This window comes from Ilumatobacter sp. (assembly GCF_049588435.1).
In the GTDB taxonomy this organism is placed as follows: domain Bacteria; phylum Actinomycetota; class Acidimicrobiia; order Acidimicrobiales; family Ilumatobacteraceae; genus Ilumatobacter_A.
This window is the reverse complement of record NZ_JBAVYV010000237.1, coordinates 1-18,930: the sequence shown is the minus strand read 5'-3', so window position 1 is coordinate 18,930 and position 18,930 is coordinate 1. Positions and strand designations below refer to the sequence as shown.

The following is an 18,930-nucleotide window of genomic DNA, read 5'->3' as shown; positions in this document are numbered from 1 at the left end:
ATCGCAAACACTGCGATCGCCGCCACGATGATGAAAATCCAGAGCGTCATTGCGCCCTACGGTACCCGTGTGTCAACTGGGGTCTGACCCCAGTTGACACGTCAGATGCCGATGCGCTGCGCGAGCTGCTCGCGATGGAACGTCGGGTCGCCGAACATCAGCTCGGAGCTCTTCGCACGCTTGAAGTAGAGGTGCGCCGGGTGCTCCCAGGTGAAGCCGATGCCACCGTGGATCTGGATGTTCTCGGCTGCGGCGTGGAAGTACGCCTCCGAGCAGTACGCCTTGGCGAGCGATGCGGTCGAGGGGAGCTCGTCGTTCATCTCGGCGGCGCACCACAGGCCGTAGTAGGCCGCGGACTTGGCCGACTCGACCTCGAGCAGCATGTCGGCGCACTTGTGCTTGATCGCCTGGAACGAACCGATCGGACGACCGAACTGGACGCGCACCTTGGCGTATTCGACGGCCTGCTCGAGCACCATCTGCGCTCCACCGACCTGCTCGGCAGCGAGGCCGACCGCAACGAGGTCGAGCACGGTCGAGAGGATCTCCCAACCCTTGCCCTCCTCACCGATCAGCGTGGCCGGCGTGTTGTCGAAGTCGAGCTTGGCCTGCTTGCGGGTCTGGTCCATCGTGGACAGCGACGTACGGGTGAGGCCCGAGGCGTCACCGGCGACGGCGTAGAGGCTGGTTCCGGCGGCGGACTTGGCGGCGACGATGATCAGGTCGGCGACGTGGCCGTCGATCACGAACGACTTGGTCCCGCTGAGCGTGACATCGCTGCCCGAGCCCGAGGCCTCCATCGTGATGCCCGATTCGTCCCACTTGCCCGAGGGCTCCACGTAGGCGACGGTGGCGATGGTCTCGCCCGAGGCGATGCCCGGGAGATGCGCCTGCTTGGCGGCGTCGTCGCCGGAGTGGATCAGCGTGTTCGCGGCGAGCACGGCGGTCGAGAAGAACGGTGCGCACAGCAGTGCGCGACCCATCTCCTCGAGCACGATGCCGAGCTCGACGAAGCTGTAGCCGGATCCACCGAATTCCTCGGGGATCGCGAGGCCCTGCAGGCCCATCTGCTCGCCCATCTGCTGCCAGACGGCGGTGTCGTAGCCCTGCTCGGTGTCCATCTGCTCGCGGACGGCTTCCTCGGACGACTTGTTCTCGAGGAACGCACGGACGGTGCTGCGCAGTTCTTCCTGCTCTTCGGTGAATGCAAAGTTCATGTCGGAGATCATGCCGTGGTTGCATCGCGATCACAAATCTGCTTGTGTACACCTGTGGACACACGATCGACCGGAATTCGCGAGCTGCGCGCCCAACTGACCGATGCGGTGCGGCGGGCCGCGGCGGGCGAGCGCACCGTCGTCACCCGCAGCGGCCGACCCGTCGCTCAACTCGGACCACTCGACGCCGACGCGCCTGCGCTCGAGCGCCTGATCGGATCGGGAGCAGTACTCCCCCCGCGTCGCACGAGCGAATGGCGCGCGCCCGATCCGGTCCCGGTGTGGGCCGGAGTCCGCGTCGACCAGGTCCTGCGCGAGCTGCGCGGGTGAGCTCGATCACGTCGGTCGTGTCGATCACCCCGACCAACTCGGTTCTCGTCGCGCTTCGGCCCGGTATTCGCCACGATGCGCGACGAGAACGTCGGCGGAACGACTCGGTGACGCCCATGGAACGGGCCGTGACGTGACGATCGTCCTCGACACATCGGCGCTGCTCGCTGTCGCGATCGACGGGACCCAGCGGGCGATCGTGCTCGATGCACTCGACACCGACGAGGTGTGGGCCGCGTCGGCGATGGCACTGACCGAGGCGCTCCCCGCCATCGACCGATTGATCGACGACCGCTTCGGACGGGTCGACCTCGAGGACGCGATCCGGCTGGTGTGGGATCACCTCCACATCGTCCCGGTCGACCAGCGTTGTCTCGACGGCGCTGCCGCGCTCGCGCGCTCGCAGCCGGTCCGACTCAGCGATGCGATCCACTTCTCCGCTGCCGACCGACTCCCCCGACCGATCCGCTTCGTCACGTTCGACCCGACGCACATCGGTGTGGCGCTCGGCCTCGACTTCGACGTCGTCAGCTCGTAGCTGCTCGATCCGGGTCGGTCGGCTCGACGGAGGGAACGCGCCCGATCACGAATCCCAGACCCAGACGCCACGATCCGAAGCGGCCCGGCCGCCGCGCGAGAAATGCCAGTCGAGCCAGTGATGCGCGCCATCCGAAGACCCGGTCGAACACGGCCGACCGCGCCCGCGCATCGGCCACCGTTCCGAACCCCGAACCCGACGATTCAGCGGGGTGCTCCGAAATCACCACCGGCCGGAACCGACCATGCAGTCCGGCTCGCAGAACGTCGGTGACGAAGATGTATTCGTCGCCGAGGAAGTTCGCCGCGCCCGCCCCGAAGTTCTCGTCGAACGCGACACCCGCGGCGACAATCTCCGAGCGGCGGACCACGAGTTCGATGGTCCCGGCCTTGGCCGAGTTCCACCGGTGAAGCCTGCCCTCGCTCGACCGATAGCGCTTGCGCGGTTCACCGTGCTCGTCGCACGCCATCGCCAGCACCAGCGACGTGCCCGGCGACGCCTCCATCCAGTCGACGACCGCTCGCACACCCGCCATCCGCCACGTCGCGTCGTCGTCGCCGAACACCAGGTACCGACCGGTCGCTCGACCCAGCACGACGTTCCGACTCCGAGCCACCCCGACTCCGTGCTCGGCGATCACCTCGACGTCATGGCGGTCGTCGAACCGGGTGATGGACTCCGCGTGCGTTCCCTGCACGACGACCAGGATCTCGACGTCGGGCTGCGCCGGTGGCAGTTCGATCGAACCGACACGCGACGCCAGCGTGGAGTAACCGATCGTGAGCAGCGGGTGCGTCATCTCAGGTCCCGGGCTCGGCGTGCGTCGTGGTCCGGGTCATGGCCCATCGACGGTATCCGACGCGCTCGCCACGCCCTGCGAACCCCTGTCACACTGGAGCCATGTCTCCAGCACCATCACGAGGAACGGCCGACACACTGCACTGGTCGAACGAGGATGCCGAGGTCCACAAGTTGGTGGTCGGTCCGGTCGACAACAACGTGTTCGTCGTGCGCTGCAAGCGAAGCGGCGACGCGGTCCTGATCGATGCCGCGAACGAACACGAGCAACTGCTCGAACTGTGTACGCGTCTCGGCGTCACCCGCGTGCTCGAGACGCACGGCCACTGGGACCACATCCAGGCGGTGCCCGCGATGCGCGAGGCCGGCTACGAGGTCGCGGTGACGAAACTCGACGCGCCGAAACTGGACGAGGTCGGCTACGACGTCTTCCTCGACGACACCGAGGTGATCGAGGTCGGCAAGCTACGACTCCACGCGATTCACAATCCGGGTCACACGCCGGGGTCGATCTCGTTCGCGCTCGCCGACACTCCCCTGCTGTTCACGGGCGACACGCTCTTCCCCGGCGGACCCGGGAACACGAGCTTCGACGATGCCGACTTCGACACGATCATCCGCTCGATCACCGATCGGTTGTTCACCTTCGACGACGCCACGATCGTGCTCCCCGGTCACGGCGACGACACGACGATCGGAACCGAACGACCGCATCTCGAGGAATGGATCGAGCGCGGCTGGTGACGACCCGCTGGGTCATCCGGGGATGAGGTACGACGAACGTCCGACCGACGACACGCCGGTGCACACCGCCGACCTCCCGCCGACTCCGATCCGTGATCGGAACGTGCCCGCGACCGCGTGGATCGAGGCTCCCGACACGCTGTTGGCGCTCGGCGACGACCTGCCCGACCGACCGGTCGCCGAGTACAAGCGACGGATCGGTCCGTGGATCCTCTGGCGTGCCGGCCCGGCGAAGCACGGCGACGCCCGCTACTGGGCCTCCCACGCCACGACCGGAGCCGAGTTCACGCTGCGACTGTTCCCCGACGGCACCGCGTCCGGTGTCGGCCCGAGCGGCGCGACCCACGACCGATTCCGCGCATGGAAGGAAGACCTACGCGACGCCTGACCGACAGCTGGTGCCTGACACCAGTTGTCGGTCAGGTGGTGCGTTTGCGGCTCAGGGCGTCCACCGAGGAGGCGGCGAGCAGCGCGAGGCCCGAGGCGATGAACTTCACCCCGGAGCTGCTGAAGTCGATGTCGTAGCCGAACACCGTCGTCTTCCCGACGAGTCCGAGGCCGTTCGGGATCAGCGCCAGCACGAGGCCACCGAGCACCGCGTTGACCATCCGGCCACGACCGCCGAACAGCGATGTTCCACCGATGACCGCCGCACCGACGGCGAGCAGCAACGTGTCGTTGGCTCCGGTGTTCGCGTCGACCGAGTTGACGCGGGACGCGAGAAACCAGCCACCGATTCCGGCGATCACACCGGTCACGGCGAACGCCGAGAGGCGCAGTCGCTGCACGTTGATGCCCGCACGACGAGCGGCCTCGGCATTGCCACCGACCGCGTACAGGTGGCGTCCGTAGGCGGTCCGACCGAGCACGAACGACAGCACGACGACCATCACGGCGAGCACCGGGATCACGATCGGCATGCCCTTGATCTCCGCCGGCGCACCGGGGAACGCTCGGTTCTGGTTGAGCACAAACGTGATCGCACCGATGAGCACGATCGCGATACCGATGCGGAGGAACACCAACGACATCGGGATCGCCCCGTACGACTCGCGTTGTCTCCGGTATTGGGAGAAGGCGAACAGAGCGACGCCGACGATCGCCACGACCCACGACAACCCGGGGCTCAGCGCGCCGCCGACCAGGTCGTTGATCGCTTCGCTCTGGATGCGCACACTGCCGCCCTCGCGTACGAGCAGCAGCAAGATGCCCTGGAACAACAAGACGTTCGCCAATGTCACGACGAACGATGGAATCCCCACTTTTGCGACCATGAAGCCGGTGAACACGCCGAGCGCGAGCGCGACGAGCATCGACATCGCTGCCGCCGGGATCAGCGGCCAATCATTCTGGAGACGGGTGGCCAACACCGCCCCGGCCACTCCCGCGGTGTAGCCGGCGGCCAGGTCGATCTCACCGAGCAGCAGGACGAACGTGACCGCCATCGCGATGACGATGATCGACGACGCCTGCTCGAGGAAGTTGGCGAAGTTCAGCTTGGACAGGAAACTGTCGGGTCTCGCGATTCCGAAGATCGCGACCAGCACGATGATCGCCAACACGGCGGGGATCGATCCGAGGTCGCCACCGCGGATGCGGCCGATCGACGCCCGGAGCGCACCCTTCAGGTCGGTCGGCCCCGCGTCGAGCGCGAAGTCGGTGAGGGCCTGCCCGCCGACCGGCGGTTCGACGACCGGTGTGATCTCGGCATCGTTCTCGGTGGAGCTCATTCGGCGACCTCCTCGGCCAGTCCGATGTCGCCGGAACTTCCCGACGTGATCAATTGCACGAGACTCTCGCGAGTCATCGTGTCATCGTTCGGGAGATCGGCAGCGATGCGGCCGAGGTACATCGCGCTCACGCGGTCGGCGACCTGGAGCACGTCGTTCATGTTGTGGCTGATGAGCACGACCGCGACGCCGCTCGCAGCGAGCCGTTTGACGAGGTCGAGCACCTGCTCGGTCTGGGCAACGCCGAGTGCGGCCGTCGGCTCGTCGAGGATGACCAGCTTGGCGTTGCCGAGCACCGCCTTGGCGATCGCCACCGTCTGGCGTTGGCCACCCGACAGCGACGAGACCTGCTGCCGCACACTCTTGACCGTCCTCACGGACAGCGAGGCGAGCGTCTCACGGGCGGCCATCTCCATTCCGTGTTCGTCGAGCATGCCCCGCTTCGTCAGCTCGCGGCCGAGGAACATGTTCTGGACGATGTCGAGGTTCTCGCACAATGCGAGGTCCTGATAGACGACCTTGATCCCGAGCGCTGTCGCGTCCTTCGGACCGTTGAGCTCGACCTCGACACCGTCGAAACGGAAGACCCCGGAGTCGGTCGAGTGGATGCCGGCGAGACACTTGACGAGCGTGGACTTGCCGGCCCCGTTGTCACCGATCAGGGCGGTGATCTTGCCCGGGTACACCCGGAACTCCACGTCGTGGAGCACCTTGACCGGACCGAAGCTCTTGTTCACCCGGTCTGCTTCGAGCAGTGGCTGGCCCGGATCGGTGCCCGACCCCTCCAGCACACCTGATGGTTGATTCATCTTCTGTTCCCCCTCAGAAACGCGCGTCGTTGACGCGAAGGTGCCGACCCGACCCGCCCGAGTTTCGGCGGGTCGGATCGGCACAGACTGTCACACAGCTCGGTGGTCCGGCCGCGTGAGTCGGATCACTCGACTCCGGCTTCGGCGCACTGATCTTCGAGGCCGGCGCAGAGCTCGGCGACGTCGACGAATCCGTCGGCGGCCGGGATCTTCACGTCATCGACGTAGATCGGCTGGACCTCGGCCTGGATGTACGGGATCTCACCGTTCTCGTTGTCGATGGTGGCATCGGTGCCCAGTTCGGATCCGGCGAGCAGCGCTGCTGCGGCGTCGACCGCTCCGGTGGCCTCTTCGACGACCGGCTTGTACACGGTCATGCACTGGTTGCCCTCGAGGATCGCCCGCAGGCCCTCGAGCGTGGCGTCCTGGCCGGTGGTCGGAACCTGCAGGCCGGCGTCGGCGAGCACCGACTGGGCGGCGAGCGAGAGGCCGTCGTTGGCCACGAGCACACCGTCGATCTCGCCATTCGCGGCGGTGAGCAGCTGCTCGAAGATCACGCCACCCTGAGCGTTGTCCCAGTCCGGGACGGCTTCTTCGCCGACCGTCTCGATGCCGCTGTCGGCGATCGCGTCCTGGTAGCCCTGCTTGAACAGCGTGGCGTTGTTGTCGGTGGGCGACCCGTGGAGCTGGATGACCTTCTTGCCCTCGACGCTGCCGGCGCCGCCCATGCACTCGATGATGCCCTCGCCCTGGGCGGTGCCCACGGCCACGTTGTCGAACGAGACGTACACGTCGGCGGAACCGCCGAGCGTCAGACGGTCGTAGTCGATGTTCTTGACACCGGCGGCTGCCGCCTTCTCCTGGATGGCGGCGCCCGACTCGGAGTCGAGGTTGACGATGGCGAGCACGCCGACGCCGTCGGCGACCATCTGGTCGGCGATCGTCGCCATGTTGTTCTTGTCACCTTCGGCGTTCTGGATGTCACATTCGATCCCGGCGGCGTCACATGCCTCCTGGATGAGCGGACGGTCGAACGACTCCCAACGGACCGACGATGCGGAGTCGGGCAGGATGAATCCGGCCTTGCCACCTGCGGCCGCGTCGTCGCTGGAATCGTCGGCGGCGGAGTCGGCCGGAGCGGCGCTGCCGTCGGATGCTGCTTCGGTGCCGGCTGCTTCGGTGTCGGCGGACGAGGAACCGCTGTCGTCATCGCTTCCGCATGCGGATGCCACCAACGACAATGCTCCTGCCATCACCACAACGGTGCGGGTCATCTTCTTCATGTTCTCCCCCTCTGGAGTTGTGCGGCCAGTTGTTCCGACCGGCTCCATTTCGCTCCTCCCCTGTTTGTACGGGGTGTCAACAAAATGTGGCTCAAGTGTGCGACATCGGGCGACGATTGTCAACCACCAAATGTCACCGCGCCCGCTGGATCGGCCATCGCCCGCGCCAGGACCAGCTCGGCGGCGCCGATCAGCAGCGCGTCGATCCCCAACTCCGCGGCCACGACGGGAACCGTGCGCTCGACCGGGCCGAACCGACGCTCCATCAACTCCGCCTCGAGACATTCCGACATGAACGGCAGCAGCGGCTCGAACATGCCGCCGAGAACGAAGAGGTCCGGGTCGAGCACGTTGATCAGTCCGGCCAGGCCGATGCCGAGCCACCGTCCGGTCTCGCCGAGCGCGGCGAGCACGATCGGATCACCGCTGACGGCGCCCTCGACGAGAGCATCGATCGCCGCGCTGCCGCCGGTCGGATCGAGTCCGGCCCGCGTGAGCAGCGCCCGTTCGCCGACTTCGGTCTCCCAGCACCCACGCGCCCCACAGCGGCATGGCGAACCGTACGGATTGATGACCATGTGGCCGACTTCACCCGCATATCCCGATCCGCCGGGAAAGCGTGCACCGTCGACCACGATCGACCCGCCGACACCGATGTCACCGTGGATGTAGACCACGTTGCGCGTTCCGCGACCCACGCCGAAGCGGGCCTCCGCCAGCGCTCCGAGATCGGCTTCGTTGCCGATGTCGACGCTCAGACACACGCCCAGCCGCCGCTCGATCGTCCCCGCGACGAGTTCGGCGAAGGCGACGTCCTCCCACCCGAGGTTCGGCGCGACGACGACGTGGGCATCCCGCTCGCGCACGAGTCCGGGAACGGCAACGCCGGCACCGACCAGCAGCGGGCAGGAGTCGCTCCCGACACCGATCCGCTGCGCCATCTCGGCGACGGCGTCGGCCGTTGCGTGTGGCGACTCGTTCGAACGATCGCCATCACGTTCGGAGACCGAGATGGTTCGCCCGTCGAGGCCGACCAGACCGACGGACAACCGGGTGACGGAGACGTCGATGGCGAGCGCAGCGACGGCACCGGGCACCAGTCGCACGAGCGGCGAGGGTCGCCCGGGACGGCCGGTCGCGACCGGGGTGATCTCGTCGATCAGTCCGAGTTCGGCCAACTCCGCCACGAGCCCGGCCATCGTGCTGCGGGTCAGTCCGGTGGATGCGACGAGAGCCGATCGGGTCACCGACTCGCGCCGCAGCACGTCGAGCACGGACGCGAGGTTGTTCTGGCGCACATCCGCTGACCGCTTCCCGCTGTTCGTCTCCACTGTTCCCCTCCGCCGTGAGTCGCGATTGCGTTCGCTCGGCCGATTTGTCATAGTAGTCGACAAACCCGGCCCGTGTGAAGCGGTCGCCGGGACCATCCACCGTGAGGACCGCTGCCATGACCGAACCATTCTTCTCCGACGTCGAGTCGATTCCGTACGAGGGGCCCGATTCGGACAACCCGCTCGCGTTCCGCTGGTACGACGCCGACCGCGTCGTCGCCGGCAAGACCATGGCCGAGCACCTGCGTTTCGGCGTGTGCTACTGGCACAGCTTCGCCTGGGACGGGTCGGACATCTTCGGTGCCGGAACCCTCGATCGCCCGTGGAACCCGGCGACCGCGTCGGGCGCCGCGGCTGCACTCGAACCGATGGCCGCCGCACAGCTCAAGATGGAGGCCGCGTTCGAGTTCTTCGAGAAGCTCGGAGCGCCGTTCTTCTCGTTCCACGACATCGACATCGCCCCCGCGGGAGCCACGTTCGCCGAATCCGCGCGGAACCTCGATGAGATGGTCGAGGTCGCGGCCGGACACATGGAGCGGACCGGGACCAAGCTCCTGTGGGGAACGACGAATGCGTTCTCGCACCCGCGGTTCATGGCCGGGGCTGCGACGAATCCGGACCCCGAGATGTTCCGCTACGCGGCGGCACAGGTTGCGCACTGCATGACGGCGACCAAGCGCCTCGACGGCGCCAACTACGTGTTGTGGGGCGGCCGCGAGGGGTACGAGACGCTGCTCAACACGGACATGAACCGCGAGATCGACCAGCTCGGCCGCTTCATGAACCTGGTCGTCGAGCACAAGCACGCGATCGGATTCGAGGGCACGATCCTGATCGAGCCGAAGCCGATGGAGCCCACGAAGCACCAGTACGACTACGACGTCGCCACCGTCTTCGCCTTCCTCCAGAAGTACGGCCTCGAGAACGAGATCAAGGTCAACATCGAGGTCAACCACGCGACGCTCTCGGGGCACGACTTCCAGCACGAGGTCGCGACCGCGGTGAACTCGGGGATCTTCGGGTCGATCGACGCGAACTCCGGTGACGATCGCCTCGGCTGGGACCTCGACCGGTTCCCCGTGTCGGTCGAGCAGATGACACTCGGCATGCTGGAGATCCTCCGCGGAGGCGGTTTCACGACCGGCGGGCTGATGTTCGACACCAAGCTGCGCCGTCAGTCGATCGATCGCAACGACCTGTTCCACGGCCACATCGGCGGCATGGACGTGATGGCGCGCTCACTGCTGGCGGCAGCGCGAATCCTCGAGGTCGACGAACTGGAGCAGTGGCGCCACGCGCGCTACGCCGGATGGACCTCCGAGTTGGGCAACTCGATCATGAACGGTGGCGTCACGCTCGCCGACCTCCACGAGCAGCAGCTCGCCTCGGACGTCGAGCCCTCGACCTCGAGCGGCCGTCAGGAAATGCTCGAAGGCATCGTCGCCCGCACCATCGAACGCGCCCGCTGACCGTTACGTAACGGGTCTGACCCGTTACGTAACGCTAGATCGGGAGGTCGCCGGTCCCGCGGCGGGTCGACCCGTCGTCGGTGTAGGCGGCGATCGTCCGCTGGGCGATGCGCATCTGATGCACCTCGTCGGCCCCATCGGCGAAACGCGCCCAGCGCGCATGTTGGTACATGTGGGCGAGCGGCGTGTCGGTCGAGTAGCCGAGCGCGCCATGGACCTGGATCGCCCGGTCGATCACCCGGTTCAGCATGTTCGCCACGAAGTGCTTCGCCATCGACACCTCGCCCTTGAAATCGACCGAGTCGTCCTTCGAGGCGGCGTCGATCTTCGACGCGGCGTGCAACACCATCAACTTGGACTGGTACAGCTCCATCGTCGAGTCGGCGATCATCCACTGGATCCCCTGCTTCTCCGCGAGCAGCGAACCGTGCGAGAAACGGTTCAACGAGCGGTCGACCATCATGTCGAGCGCCGTCTCGGCCTGGGCGATCCAGCGCATGCAGTGCGCGAGTCGGGCCGGGCCGAGTCGGTACTGGCCGAGCAGGTGACCCTGCCCGCGACCGCCGAGCATCTGGTCCTTGTGCACCCGCAGATCGGTGATCACGATCTCGGAGTGACCGGTTCCGCCGTGCATCGTCTCGACTTCGCGGACGTCGTTCCAACCCTCCTGCGGGAGGTCGATGATGAACGCCGAGTTGGCGGCCTGCGGAATGTCGGGATCGTCCTCGGTCCGGCACACCAGGATCGCGAAGCTCGCTCGCCGGGCGTTCGAGATGAACCACTTGTGACCGTTGATCACCCACTCGTCGCCGTCCTCGTACGCCTTGGTCTGGATCAGCGTGGGGTCGGAGCCGGCGACCTCGGGCTCGGTCATCGCGAAGCACGACCATGTCTTGCCTTCGCACAGCGGCTTGAGGTACTTCTCCTTCTGCTCGTCGGTCGCCCAGTGCAGGAGGGTGTGCATGTTGCCCTCGTCGGGCGCCTGACAGTTGAACACCCACGGGCCGTATCGCGACTTGGCCGCCTCCGCCTGCACCATCGCCAGTTCCACGTGACCGAGACCCATGCCGCCCCACTCCGGAGGCATGTGCGGAAGCCAGATTCCTTCCGCGTGCGCCAACTTGCGCAGTGCGATCAATCGGGCGATCCGCTCCTTCCCGCCGAGCGGTTCACCGCCCCCGTGACCTTCGATCTCCGCCTCCGCCGGCATGATCACGTCGGTCACGAACGCCCGGATCCGCATCCGCAGTTCTTCGAGTTCGGGCGTCAGGGTGAAATCGATGGCCATCCCGCCACTTTCACAGATCAGGCGAGTTCGGCACGATCCCGTCGCCGACAGCCGTGCTTCCGGGGCTGCGACATCCCGAACTCTCGGCTCGTCGTTCCGGGATTCCGTGGCTCCGCGGTCCGCCGTCCGCGATTCGGTCGGGTCCGCGATTCGGTCGGATCCGTCGATTCAGTCGGCGTCGGGGTCCTGGTCGGCGGCATTGGTGACGTCCTGCCACGTGTCGGCGACGTTGCCCCCGACAGGGAACCCGCCCTGGTCGGCGAGCATCTTCGCCGTGTGCATCAGGTTCCAGGCCATGATCGTCGCGTTCTTGTTGGTGAATTCGCTGTCGTAGCCGGCCGGGACGGCGGACCCCTCGATCTCGTCGCCGTAGCTCGGTCCCGGACCGATCTCGCCCAACCATCCGCAGTCGGCCTGCGGAGGGATCGTGTAGCCGATGTGACTCAGCGCGTAGAGCGTCTCCATCGAGCACGCCTTCACCCCGTCCTCGTTCCCGGTCACGACGCACCCGCCGGTCTTGCCGTAGTACAGGTACTGCCCGTGTTCGTTCTTCTCCCCGCTGTACGCATACAGACGCTCGATGGCGAGGGTCGCCACGCTCGACTTCACGCCGAGCCAGATCGGGGTGCCGATCACCAGGATCTCGGCATCCATGATCTTCTCGTGAATCCCGGGCCAGTCGTCGCGTTCGTCACCGATGGTCGTCGTGTCCGGCACCATCCCGAAGCCGATCTGATGCTCGAGCATGTGGATCATCTCGACGTCCACACCCTCGGTCACCATGATCCCCCGCACCCGGTTGAGGAGTCTGCGCGTGTGCGAGTTCTTCGCCTCGTGGACGAGCGAGCAATTGAGCAACACAGCGGAGAGTCCGTCGAATCGAGCCATGCGGCCAACCTAGGTGACGGGCTCGATGATCGTTCGTCGGCGGCGTAGCCTCGTCGATGTGAGCGCGACCTTCCATCCCTATGCGAGCGACCCTCGCTGGAAGCTGCTGCTCCTCCCCTTGGGCGTGGGCGACGACGACGGGGTCACGCTCACCGACGACACGCTGCGTGCGACGTTCGGACACTGGTCCGTCGAGACCCCACTCGACAACGTCGTGGGGAGCCGGGTGACCGGCCCGCACCGCTGGTACACGGCGGTCGGATTGCGTCTCAGCTTCAGCGACGACGGCCTCACGTTCGGAACGACACCGAAGCGCGGTCTGTGCATCGAGTTCGACACGAAGGTCCCCCGGGTGATCGGTCTGCACGACCACTCGGCGCTGTGGGTGAGTGTCGAGGATCCCGAAGGTCTCGCCGCCGCGCTCGAGCGCGGCTGACCACGCCTGACCGCGGCATCACGGCATCACCGTTCATCACGACGAAACACTGCGATCACATCGATTCCGTACCTTCGGATCATGTTCGACGCGGTCGACCCGTTCATCGGGACCCAGACCGCCGACCTCGCGCCTGCGACCGGTGTAGCGGCGACCTGGTGGTGGCCGAAACCGCCGGTCGGGAACACGCACCCGGGCGCGACCCACCCGTTCGGCATGGTGTCGGCCTGCGCCTACTCCGGCGGGTATCCGACCGGCTACGGCCACTACGAACGCTCGACCGAAGGCGTCCCGCGAAGCATTCGCGACGGGCACGGCGCATCCGGTTTCACCCACTTCCAGCAGTCGGGGACCGGGGCGATCCGCAAGTACTACAACTATCTCCGCGTCACGCCGACGATGGCGCCGCTCGACGACCTCGGTGAACTGGAACAGATCACCGCCGAGGACGCTGCGCCGGGGTGGTATGCGGCCACGCTGGCGAACGGGATCCGCGCCGAGTTGACCGTCGGGCCGAAGAGTGCCGTCCATCGGTACACCTTCCCCGCTCATCGCAATGCCCGCGTCGTCGTCGACTGCTCGCACGGTGGACTGACGATCGAGCACGGCGAGACCGTGCCGTTGCGCGCCGCCCTCGACAGTCTCGGCCCGGGGGTGGCCAACGGAGAGATCGTGATGGAGGGCGTTCCGGTCGCCTTCCACGTCGAATGCACCTCTCCGGACTGGCGCCAGATGCTCTGGTACGACCACCGACTGATGCAGGGCGGCACCCGGTTGGAGTTCGACTCGATCCGACCGACCACGTTGCGACCGTTCGGGCTGATGTGGACCGGTCCGATCGAGGCCGGCGGGACCGTCGAACTGCGGATCGGGTTCTCCCTGCGCGGGGTCGACCAGGCCGCGGCGAACCTCACGCATGATCTCGCCCACCCCGATCTCGCGCACGCCGATCTCTCGCGATCCGGGTTCGTCGATCGCCGCGCGGCCACGTCGAGCTCCTGGGCCGAGCACCTCGACACGATCCGCGTCGAGACCCCGTCGCCCGAGCGGCGCACGATCTTCGCCACCGCGCTCTACCACGCGCTGATCAAGCCGAGCTTCGCCCCCGACGAGAGCCCGTTCTGGCCCACGCCAGGTCCGTTCGTGTTCGACATCTGCACGATGTGGGACATCTACCGCACCCAACTGCCGCTGCTGACCGCGTTGTTTCCCGACCGTGCCGTCGAACTCGCGACCGCTCTGATCCACATCGCCGAGGAGGAGGGGAACCTCCCGATCGGCTACCGGATGGCGAAGGGCACCGACCGGTTCTTCCGCCAGGGAAGCGCTCTCGCGCACACCTTTCTCGCTGACCTGTGTGCGCTCGGCATCGGAGGGATCGACTGGGACTGGGCGCTGTCACACATGGCCGCGGACCTCCGACGCCAATTCGGCGAGGACTTCCTCGAACACGGCGTCGCGCACCCGATCTCGCACACACTCGACCTCGCAGCCGGGCACCGGTGCACGGCCATCGTCGCCCGGTGTGTCGGCGACGACGAGATGGCTGATCGACTGTCCGCACTCGCGACGCGTTGGGTCAACGCGTTCGACCCGGAGACCGGGCTCGTCGTCGACTCGACGTTCTACGAGGGCGGTCGCTGGAACTACTCGTTCCGACTGATGCACGACATGGCCGAACGCATCGAACTCGCAGGCGGCGAACCCGCCTACCTCGCATTGTTGGATCGGTTCTTCGGTTTCGGCCAGGCACCGGTGAAGCAGATGGGGATCGACCCGACGACCGCCGAGGTCGCCGCCGGGTACGCACTCGAACGATTCGAAGGACTCAACAACGAGCCCGACTTCGAGGCACCGTGGGCGTACCACTGGGTCGGCCGACCGGACCGCACCGCCGACATCGTGCACGCGGCCGTGATGAACCAGTTCTCGACCACTCGCGGTGGCCTCCCCGGCAACGACGACTCGGGTGCGCTCAGCTCGTGGTACGTCTGGGCGTCGTTGGGCATCTGCCCGGTCGCCGGACAGCAGATCTTCCTCGTCAATGCGCCCTCGTTCGCCCACGCCCGCCTCCGACTCGGGTCCGCGACGCTGACGATCGAGACCGACGGCTTCGTCGAACCCGAGGCCGACGCTCCGGCGCAGTACGTCCAACGGGCAACGTGGAACGGGGACCCCCTCGACGACTCCTGGCTGCGCGCTGCCGAACTGCACGGCGGCGGCCGACTCCACCTCTACCTCGGGCCCACACCCGGCAACTGGGCGACGACCACCCGCCCTCCGTCCGCCTCACCGATCCCGCGCCCGACAACCGTTCACCCGACGGAGAAGGAACCCACTTCATGACGATGCTGTCCGACCACCTCGACGCCACCGCGCCGGGTCTCCCGCGCGCCGAATCCGGTGCACCTCCGACCGATCCGACACGCCGACTGGTGATCGTCGTCCGCGCCGATCCGGTGATCTGCGGTCACTCCGGGGAGGCACGCAACCTCGCGGAGGCGGCGCTCACCCGGGGCTTCGACGATGTCCGGATCGTGACGTGGCCGATCCCCGCGCTGCTCGCGGCAGGTCTCCCGCTCAAGCCACTCGAGTCCGTGCTGCCGTACTCGCCGGGAATCACCGTGGAACGACCCGAACCGGTCGGGGACTACAAGGTTCCCGACGGACGCAACCTCGCCGGCATCGTCGGCCGCCTGGTCGAGCTGTTCACCGAGGGCGTCCCGACGACGGCGATGTCGCTGTACCTCACGCCACACGACACCGCAGTCGCCCAGGCAGCGTCCATCGCGCGCAGCACCGGCATGTGCGCACCGCTGACGACGGTCGCCGAGGCGGTCGGCTCCGACATCACCAACGTGGTCCGCACGGCGCTCGACCAGGGTCGCTTCGGAGCTGCCGCGCAGGTGCTGAGCACCTATCTGTCCAATGACGTGTGCGTCGCGGTGTCGCAGTACACGAAGGAACTGATCATCTCGGCGGCAACCGAGGTCGACGCCCGGTGGGGGACGAACTTCGGGCCGGCGTGCGCCGAGCGGGTGAAGATCTCGTACCCGGCGATCGATGCGTCGGCCTACACCAAGCTCGCTCCCACCGAGACCACCGGACGCCTCGCCGCCCGCGGCCTCGAGCGCGACGGGTACGTCATGTTCCTGTCGCGGGTCACCAAGGCCAAGGGGGTCGACGACCTGATCAACGGATTCGCGATCAGCGCCGCCGCGCACCGGACGAAGTTGGCGATCTGCGGGACCGGACCGGAGGCACCGGCGATGCGCGCGCTCGCCGCCTCGACGCCGTTCGCCGACCGGATCGTCTTCTTCGACGACGTCGACGATGCGGAGAAACCCCACCTGATGGCGGGGTCGGCTGCCTACGTGCTTCCCAGCAAGCCACGGCCCGAGTTCGTCGAGACGTTCGGCATCGCGCTCGTGGAGAAGATGCTCGCGGGCGGCGGACCGATCATCACCTGCGACACGGGCGGGATCGGCGAGGCCGTCGGGCCACATGCGACGTTCGTGCCGCCGTCACATCCGTCGGGGATCGCGAATGCCCTCAGCGAGATCGTGCTCGGCCTCTCCCCCGGCGAACGGACCCGCTGGGGCCGCCATGCACGGACCTACGCGATGCAGTTCGACCGGATCAGCGTGTTCGACCAGTTGTTCGCGAAGGTCGACGACGCCCGGTCCGCCGTCGCGGCCTGACCGCGTCGGCCGAGCCGGCGTCACGTGGATGGTGGCGGTGACTCGAAGTCGTCGGGTTCCGGAGGACGGAACATGATGTCGACGGCCTGCCACATCGTGTACGACGACGGGTAGAACACGATCGGCAACACGATCGCACCGGTCCCGAGCACGACGAACAGCGGAACCACGTGCACGTCGGGCCACGTGATCGCGACGATCACACCGAGCAGCACGACGAGCGGACCCATCGAGAGAACCACGGCGGTCGCGGCCGCGCCCAACTCGTAGCCGACATCGCCACGCCGCCAGTTCAGTCCGCACGACGCACACGTCGACTGCTTCGAGGTCCAGCCGGTGAAGAACGCTCCCCTGCCACCGCACCACGCGCAGCGTCGGAACAACCCGCGAACCAACATCTTCGGGAGCGACGGTCGCTTCATCGGACCCGGTGATGCCGACCTCACAATGTGCTCAGAGGAACGTGGCGAACACGTCGAGGGGTTCGCGCTCGGACTCGACGCTGTTGATCGGGTGATCCCAGTCGGCGGTGCCGATCGCCATGCCGCAGAACAGGCGCAGTTCGTCGGGGACCGAGCCGAACTCCATCACCGCCGGCTCGTGCACCGCCCACGCCTCCTGTGGGCACGTGTCGAGACCGGCCTCCTGCGCGAGCAGCATGAACGTCTGGAGGAACATCCCGAGGTCGGACCACTGAGGCGGCCCCATGACACGATCGATGAAGCAGAAGAACGCGGCCGGGGCGCCGAAGAAGTCGAGGTTCTGGGCGAATTGAGCGAACCTCCCCGCCTTGTCGTCACGCTCGATGCCGATCGATGCGTACATCTGCTCACCGATCTTGAACCGCGAGCTGCGGTACGGCTCGTGCAGCTTGGGCGGGTAGATGTCGTACGCCGCTGCACCGGGCTGGCGGTCGGCGAGAAACTCGCGGAAGCGGGTCATCGACTCGCCGTTGACGACGTAGATCCTCCACGGCTGGACGTTGCCTCCCGACGGGGCACGCGACGCGGCGGTCAACAGCTCGGCGATGACGGCGTCGTCCACCGGGTCGGGCAGAAACGCGCGAACCGATTTGCGGCGGTTGACAGCTTCGGTGACATCCATCGCGGCAGCTTCGCGAACGCGGGCACCGATGCTGCAATCAAGCCCGTCTCGATCGGGAGCGCCCGGATCAGGCGTGCGGCGTGATGAGCGCTTTGTCGCCGGTCGCCACCCGTCCGTAGCGGCGGACCTGCTCGGGATCGACCGCGTCGGCCAACGACAAGCGCATCCCGTATCCGCTCGCGAAGGTCGTGGAGATCTCGTCGGCCACCCGGGTCCGGAGCCGCGTCGCGCCCTCGTGACCGATCCGGCCGAGGAACGGCGTGAGCAACCAGCCGCCGATCGACCACGACATGCCGAAGGTGCGATCGAGGGTGGTCGGACCGCGATCGAGGCCACCGTAGACGTACACCTGCTTGTGGGTGTCGGATCCGTACCGGCTGAACTGGTCGCCCTCGCTCGCGACCTTCTCCATCGCCGTCAGCAGCGTCGACGCCAGGTGACCGCCACCGATCGCGTCGAACGCGATCGTCGCGCCCGTCGCACGAAGCGCGTCGAGCAGATCGTCGAAGAACGAATCGGCGCTGGAGTCGACGACATGCTCGGCTCCTTCGGCGGTGAGCAGGTCGACGTGTTCGGGACGGCGCACGATGTTGACGAGCGGCACTCCGTCCGCACGACAGATCCGATCGAGCATCTGGCCCAGATTCGATGCGCCGACCGTATGGACCAGGCCGGTGTGGCCCTCGAGCTTCATCGTCTCGACCATCCCGAGCGCCGTCAGTGGATTGACGAAGCACGCTGCCGCCTCCTCCGCCGTGGTGCCGTCGTGCATCGGCAGGCAACTCGCGACGTTGACGGTGCGGTACTCGGCATAGGCGGTTCCGGAGAGGAAGCCGACGACCTTGCCGTCGAGAGCACGGGCAGCGTCGGAATCCCCGACGGCAACCACCGTTCCCCCACCCTCGTTGCCGGTCGGCATCGGACGACCGAGCCGACCCGCGAGTCCCGACGTCCCACTCGGGATCGTCGCGCGGACCGCCGGGAGGTCGGCGGTGCCCACAGAGGTCGCGGATTCGGGATCCGCACCGGCGAACAACATGCCGAGGTCCGAGGGATTGATCGGTGCCGCCTCGATCCGCACGACCACCTCGTCGGGCCCCGGAGCAGGGACATCGGTCTCGTGGATCGCGAGCGTGACCGTGCCGTCGCCGGCGACGGTCGAGCGGAGTTCGTGGACGGTCGTGGGCAGGTTCGCGAGCGTGGCGGCGGGGTCGGGCATGAACTCATCTTTGTCGGTGCGGGCTCTTCGTGCATCATGTAGAGG

Annotated in this window: 19 protein-coding genes; 8 read left to right on the top strand and 11 right to left on the bottom strand. The window is 67.0% G+C overall.

The annotated features are described in order from the left end of the window. Nucleotides 1-101: 101 nt before the first annotated feature. On the bottom strand, nt 102-1,217 hold the full coding sequence (locus WBV89_RS09460) for an acyl-CoA dehydrogenase family protein (protein WP_423981090.1): 1,116 nt from the start codon (nt 1,215-1,217) through the stop codon (nt 102-104). 54 nt (nt 1,218-1,271) lie between these two features. Here WBV89_RS09460 and WBV89_RS09455 point away from each other — a divergent pair, with 54 nt between their 5' ends. After that, a complete protein-coding gene (locus WBV89_RS09455) occupies nt 1,272-1,547 on the top strand; it encodes a type II toxin-antitoxin system Phd/YefM family antitoxin (protein WP_423981089.1) in 276 nt (91 codons plus the stop codon). A gap of 133 nt (nt 1,548-1,680) precedes the next feature. Beyond that, nucleotides 1,681-2,085, top strand: coding sequence for a PIN domain-containing protein (locus WBV89_RS09450; RefSeq protein WP_423981088.1), 405 nt, complete (start codon nt 1,681-1,683; stop codon nt 2,083-2,085). Here the strand turns inward: WBV89_RS09450 and WBV89_RS09445 are convergent. Continuing rightward, entirely contained in the window at nt 2,075-2,884 is an 810-nt protein-coding gene (locus tag WBV89_RS09445) for a glycosyltransferase (RefSeq protein ID WP_423981087.1), read from the bottom strand. The genes WBV89_RS09450 and WBV89_RS09445 overlap by 11 nt on opposite strands. 101 nt (nt 2,885-2,985) lie before the next feature. Between WBV89_RS09445 and WBV89_RS09440 the strand changes: the two genes are divergently transcribed. After that, on the top strand, nt 2,986-3,627 hold the full coding sequence (locus WBV89_RS09440) for an MBL fold metallo-hydrolase (RefSeq protein ID WP_423981086.1): 642 nt from the start codon (nt 2,986-2,988) through the stop codon (nt 3,625-3,627). 22 nt (nt 3,628-3,649) lie between these two features. Beyond that, entirely contained in the window at nt 3,650-4,015 is a 366-nt protein-coding gene (locus tag WBV89_RS09435) for a hypothetical protein (RefSeq protein WP_423981085.1), read from the top strand. Between the two features lie 31 nt (nt 4,016-4,046). Here the strand turns inward: WBV89_RS09435 and WBV89_RS09430 are convergent, their stop codons facing one another. The 4 genes from WBV89_RS09430 to WBV89_RS09415 all read right to left on the bottom strand — a co-directional run bounded on the left by WBV89_RS09430 (nt 4,047) and on the right by WBV89_RS09415 (nt 8,747). Then, nucleotides 4,047-5,357 (bottom strand): sugar ABC transporter permease, encoded by a 1,311-nt coding sequence (locus tag WBV89_RS09430; RefSeq protein ID WP_423981084.1) that lies wholly within the window; start codon nt 5,355-5,357, stop codon nt 4,047-4,049. After that, entirely contained in the window at nt 5,354-6,166 is an 813-nt protein-coding gene (locus tag WBV89_RS09425; RefSeq protein WP_423981083.1) for an ATP-binding cassette domain-containing protein, read from the bottom strand. Before WBV89_RS09425 ends, WBV89_RS09430 begins: the two co-directional genes overlap by 4 nt. Before the next feature lie 125 nt (nt 6,167-6,291). Further along, on the bottom strand, nt 6,292-7,449 hold the full coding sequence (locus tag WBV89_RS09420) for a sugar ABC transporter substrate-binding protein (RefSeq protein WP_423981082.1): 1,158 nt from the start codon (nt 7,447-7,449) through the stop codon (nt 6,292-6,294). 119 nt (nt 7,450-7,568) lie between these two features. Continuing rightward, on the bottom strand, nt 7,569-8,747 hold the full coding sequence (locus WBV89_RS09415; RefSeq protein ID WP_423981081.1) for an ROK family protein: 1,179 nt from the start codon (nt 8,745-8,747) through the stop codon (nt 7,569-7,571). Nucleotides 8,748-8,896: 149 nt separating this feature from the next. Between WBV89_RS09415 and xylA the strand changes: the two genes are divergently transcribed. After that, nucleotides 8,897-10,249 (top strand): xylose isomerase, encoded by a 1,353-nt coding sequence (xylA, locus tag WBV89_RS09410; protein ID WP_423981080.1) that lies wholly within the window; start codon nt 8,897-8,899, stop codon nt 10,247-10,249. A gap of 34 nt (nt 10,250-10,283) precedes the next feature. Here the strand turns inward: xylA and WBV89_RS09405 are convergent, their stop codons facing one another. Both WBV89_RS09405 and WBV89_RS09400 read right to left on the bottom strand, forming a co-directional pair. Then, on the bottom strand, nt 10,284-11,537 hold the full coding sequence (locus tag WBV89_RS09405; protein ID WP_423981079.1) for an acyl-CoA dehydrogenase family protein: 1,254 nt from the start codon (nt 11,535-11,537) through the stop codon (nt 10,284-10,286). Nucleotides 11,538-11,705: 168 nt separating this feature from the next. Further along, entirely contained in the window at nt 11,706-12,425 is a 720-nt protein-coding gene (locus WBV89_RS09400) for a flavodoxin family protein (RefSeq protein WP_423981078.1), read from the bottom strand. A 58-nt stretch (nt 12,426-12,483) separates the two neighbouring features. On the opposite strand from WBV89_RS09400, the gene WBV89_RS09395 reads away from it, so the two are divergent. The 3 genes from WBV89_RS09395 (at nt 12,484) to WBV89_RS09385 (ending at nt 16,562) form a co-directional block, all read left to right on the top strand. Continuing rightward, nucleotides 12,484-12,861 (top strand): hypothetical protein, encoded by a 378-nt coding sequence (locus WBV89_RS09395; RefSeq protein ID WP_423981077.1) that lies wholly within the window; start codon nt 12,484-12,486, stop codon nt 12,859-12,861. A gap of 81 nt (nt 12,862-12,942) precedes the next feature. After that, nucleotides 12,943-15,207: a glycoside hydrolase domain-containing protein gene (locus WBV89_RS09390; RefSeq protein ID WP_423981076.1), complete on the top strand. Its 2,265-nt coding sequence runs from the start codon at nt 12,943-12,945 to the stop codon at nt 15,205-15,207. After that, on the top strand, nt 15,204-16,562 hold the full coding sequence (locus tag WBV89_RS09385; RefSeq protein WP_423981075.1) for a glycosyltransferase: 1,359 nt from the start codon (nt 15,204-15,206) through the stop codon (nt 16,560-16,562). Before WBV89_RS09390 ends, WBV89_RS09385 begins: the two co-directional genes overlap by 4 nt. Before the next feature lie 20 nt (nt 16,563-16,582). Here the strand turns inward: WBV89_RS09385 and WBV89_RS09380 are convergent, their stop codons facing one another. From WBV89_RS09380 to WBV89_RS09370, 3 genes are all read right to left on the bottom strand, one after another. Continuing rightward, nucleotides 16,583-16,984 (bottom strand): DUF983 domain-containing protein, encoded by a 402-nt coding sequence (locus tag WBV89_RS09380; RefSeq protein WP_423981074.1) that lies wholly within the window; start codon nt 16,982-16,984, stop codon nt 16,583-16,585. Nucleotides 16,985-17,015: 31 nt separating this feature from the next. After that, nucleotides 17,016-17,666, bottom strand: coding sequence for a nitroreductase (locus WBV89_RS09375; RefSeq protein WP_423981073.1), 651 nt, complete (start codon nt 17,664-17,666; stop codon nt 17,016-17,018). A 67-nt stretch (nt 17,667-17,733) separates the two neighbouring features. Then, nucleotides 17,734-18,885 (bottom strand): zinc-binding dehydrogenase, encoded by a 1,152-nt coding sequence (locus WBV89_RS09370; RefSeq protein ID WP_423981072.1) that lies wholly within the window; start codon nt 18,883-18,885, stop codon nt 17,734-17,736. Between the last annotated feature and the right edge of the window lie 45 nt (nt 18,886-18,930).

Bases quoted from the DNA above. Each gene is read 5' to 3' on its own strand.
- WBV89_RS09460 (WP_423981090.1), bottom strand. From the start codon at position 1,217: ATGAACTTTGCATTCACCGAAGAGCAGGAAGAACTGCGCAGCACCGTC.
- WBV89_RS09445 (WP_423981087.1), bottom strand. From the start codon at position 2,884: ATGACGCACCCGCTGCTCACGATCGGTTACTCCACGCTGGCGTCGCGT.
- WBV89_RS09440 (WP_423981086.1), top strand. From the start codon at position 2,986: ATGTCTCCAGCACCATCACGAGGAACGGCCGACACACTGCACTGGTCG.
- WBV89_RS09435 (WP_423981085.1), top strand. From the start codon at position 3,650: ATGAGGTACGACGAACGTCCGACCGACGACACGCCGGTGCACACCGCC.
- WBV89_RS09430 (WP_423981084.1), bottom strand. From the start codon at position 5,357: ATGAGCTCCACCGAGAACGATGCCGAGATCACACCGGTCGTCGAACCG.
- WBV89_RS09425 (WP_423981083.1), bottom strand. From the start codon at position 6,166: ATGAATCAACCATCAGGTGTGCTGGAGGGGTCGGGCACCGATCCGGGC.
- WBV89_RS09420 (WP_423981082.1), bottom strand. From the start codon at position 7,449: ATGAAGAAGATGACCCGCACCGTTGTGGTGATGGCAGGAGCATTGTCG.
- xylA (WP_423981080.1), top strand. From the start codon at position 8,897: ATGACCGAACCATTCTTCTCCGACGTCGAGTCGATTCCGTACGAGGGG.
- WBV89_RS09405 (WP_423981079.1), bottom strand. From the start codon at position 11,537: ATGGCCATCGATTTCACCCTGACGCCCGAACTCGAAGAACTGCGGATG.
- WBV89_RS09400 (WP_423981078.1), bottom strand. From the start codon at position 12,425: ATGGCTCGATTCGACGGACTCTCCGCTGTGTTGCTCAATTGCTCGCTC.
- WBV89_RS09390 (WP_423981076.1), top strand. From the start codon at position 12,943: ATGTTCGACGCGGTCGACCCGTTCATCGGGACCCAGACCGCCGACCTC.
- WBV89_RS09385 (WP_423981075.1), top strand. From the start codon at position 15,204: ATGACGATGCTGTCCGACCACCTCGACGCCACCGCGCCGGGTCTCCCG.
- WBV89_RS09380 (WP_423981074.1), bottom strand. From the start codon at position 16,984: ATGAAGCGACCGTCGCTCCCGAAGATGTTGGTTCGCGGGTTGTTCCGA.
- WBV89_RS09375 (WP_423981073.1), bottom strand. From the start codon at position 17,666: ATGGATGTCACCGAAGCTGTCAACCGCCGCAAATCGGTTCGCGCGTTT.
- WBV89_RS09370 (WP_423981072.1), bottom strand. From the start codon at position 18,885: ATGCCCGACCCCGCCGCCACGCTCGCGAACCTGCCCACGACCGTCCAC.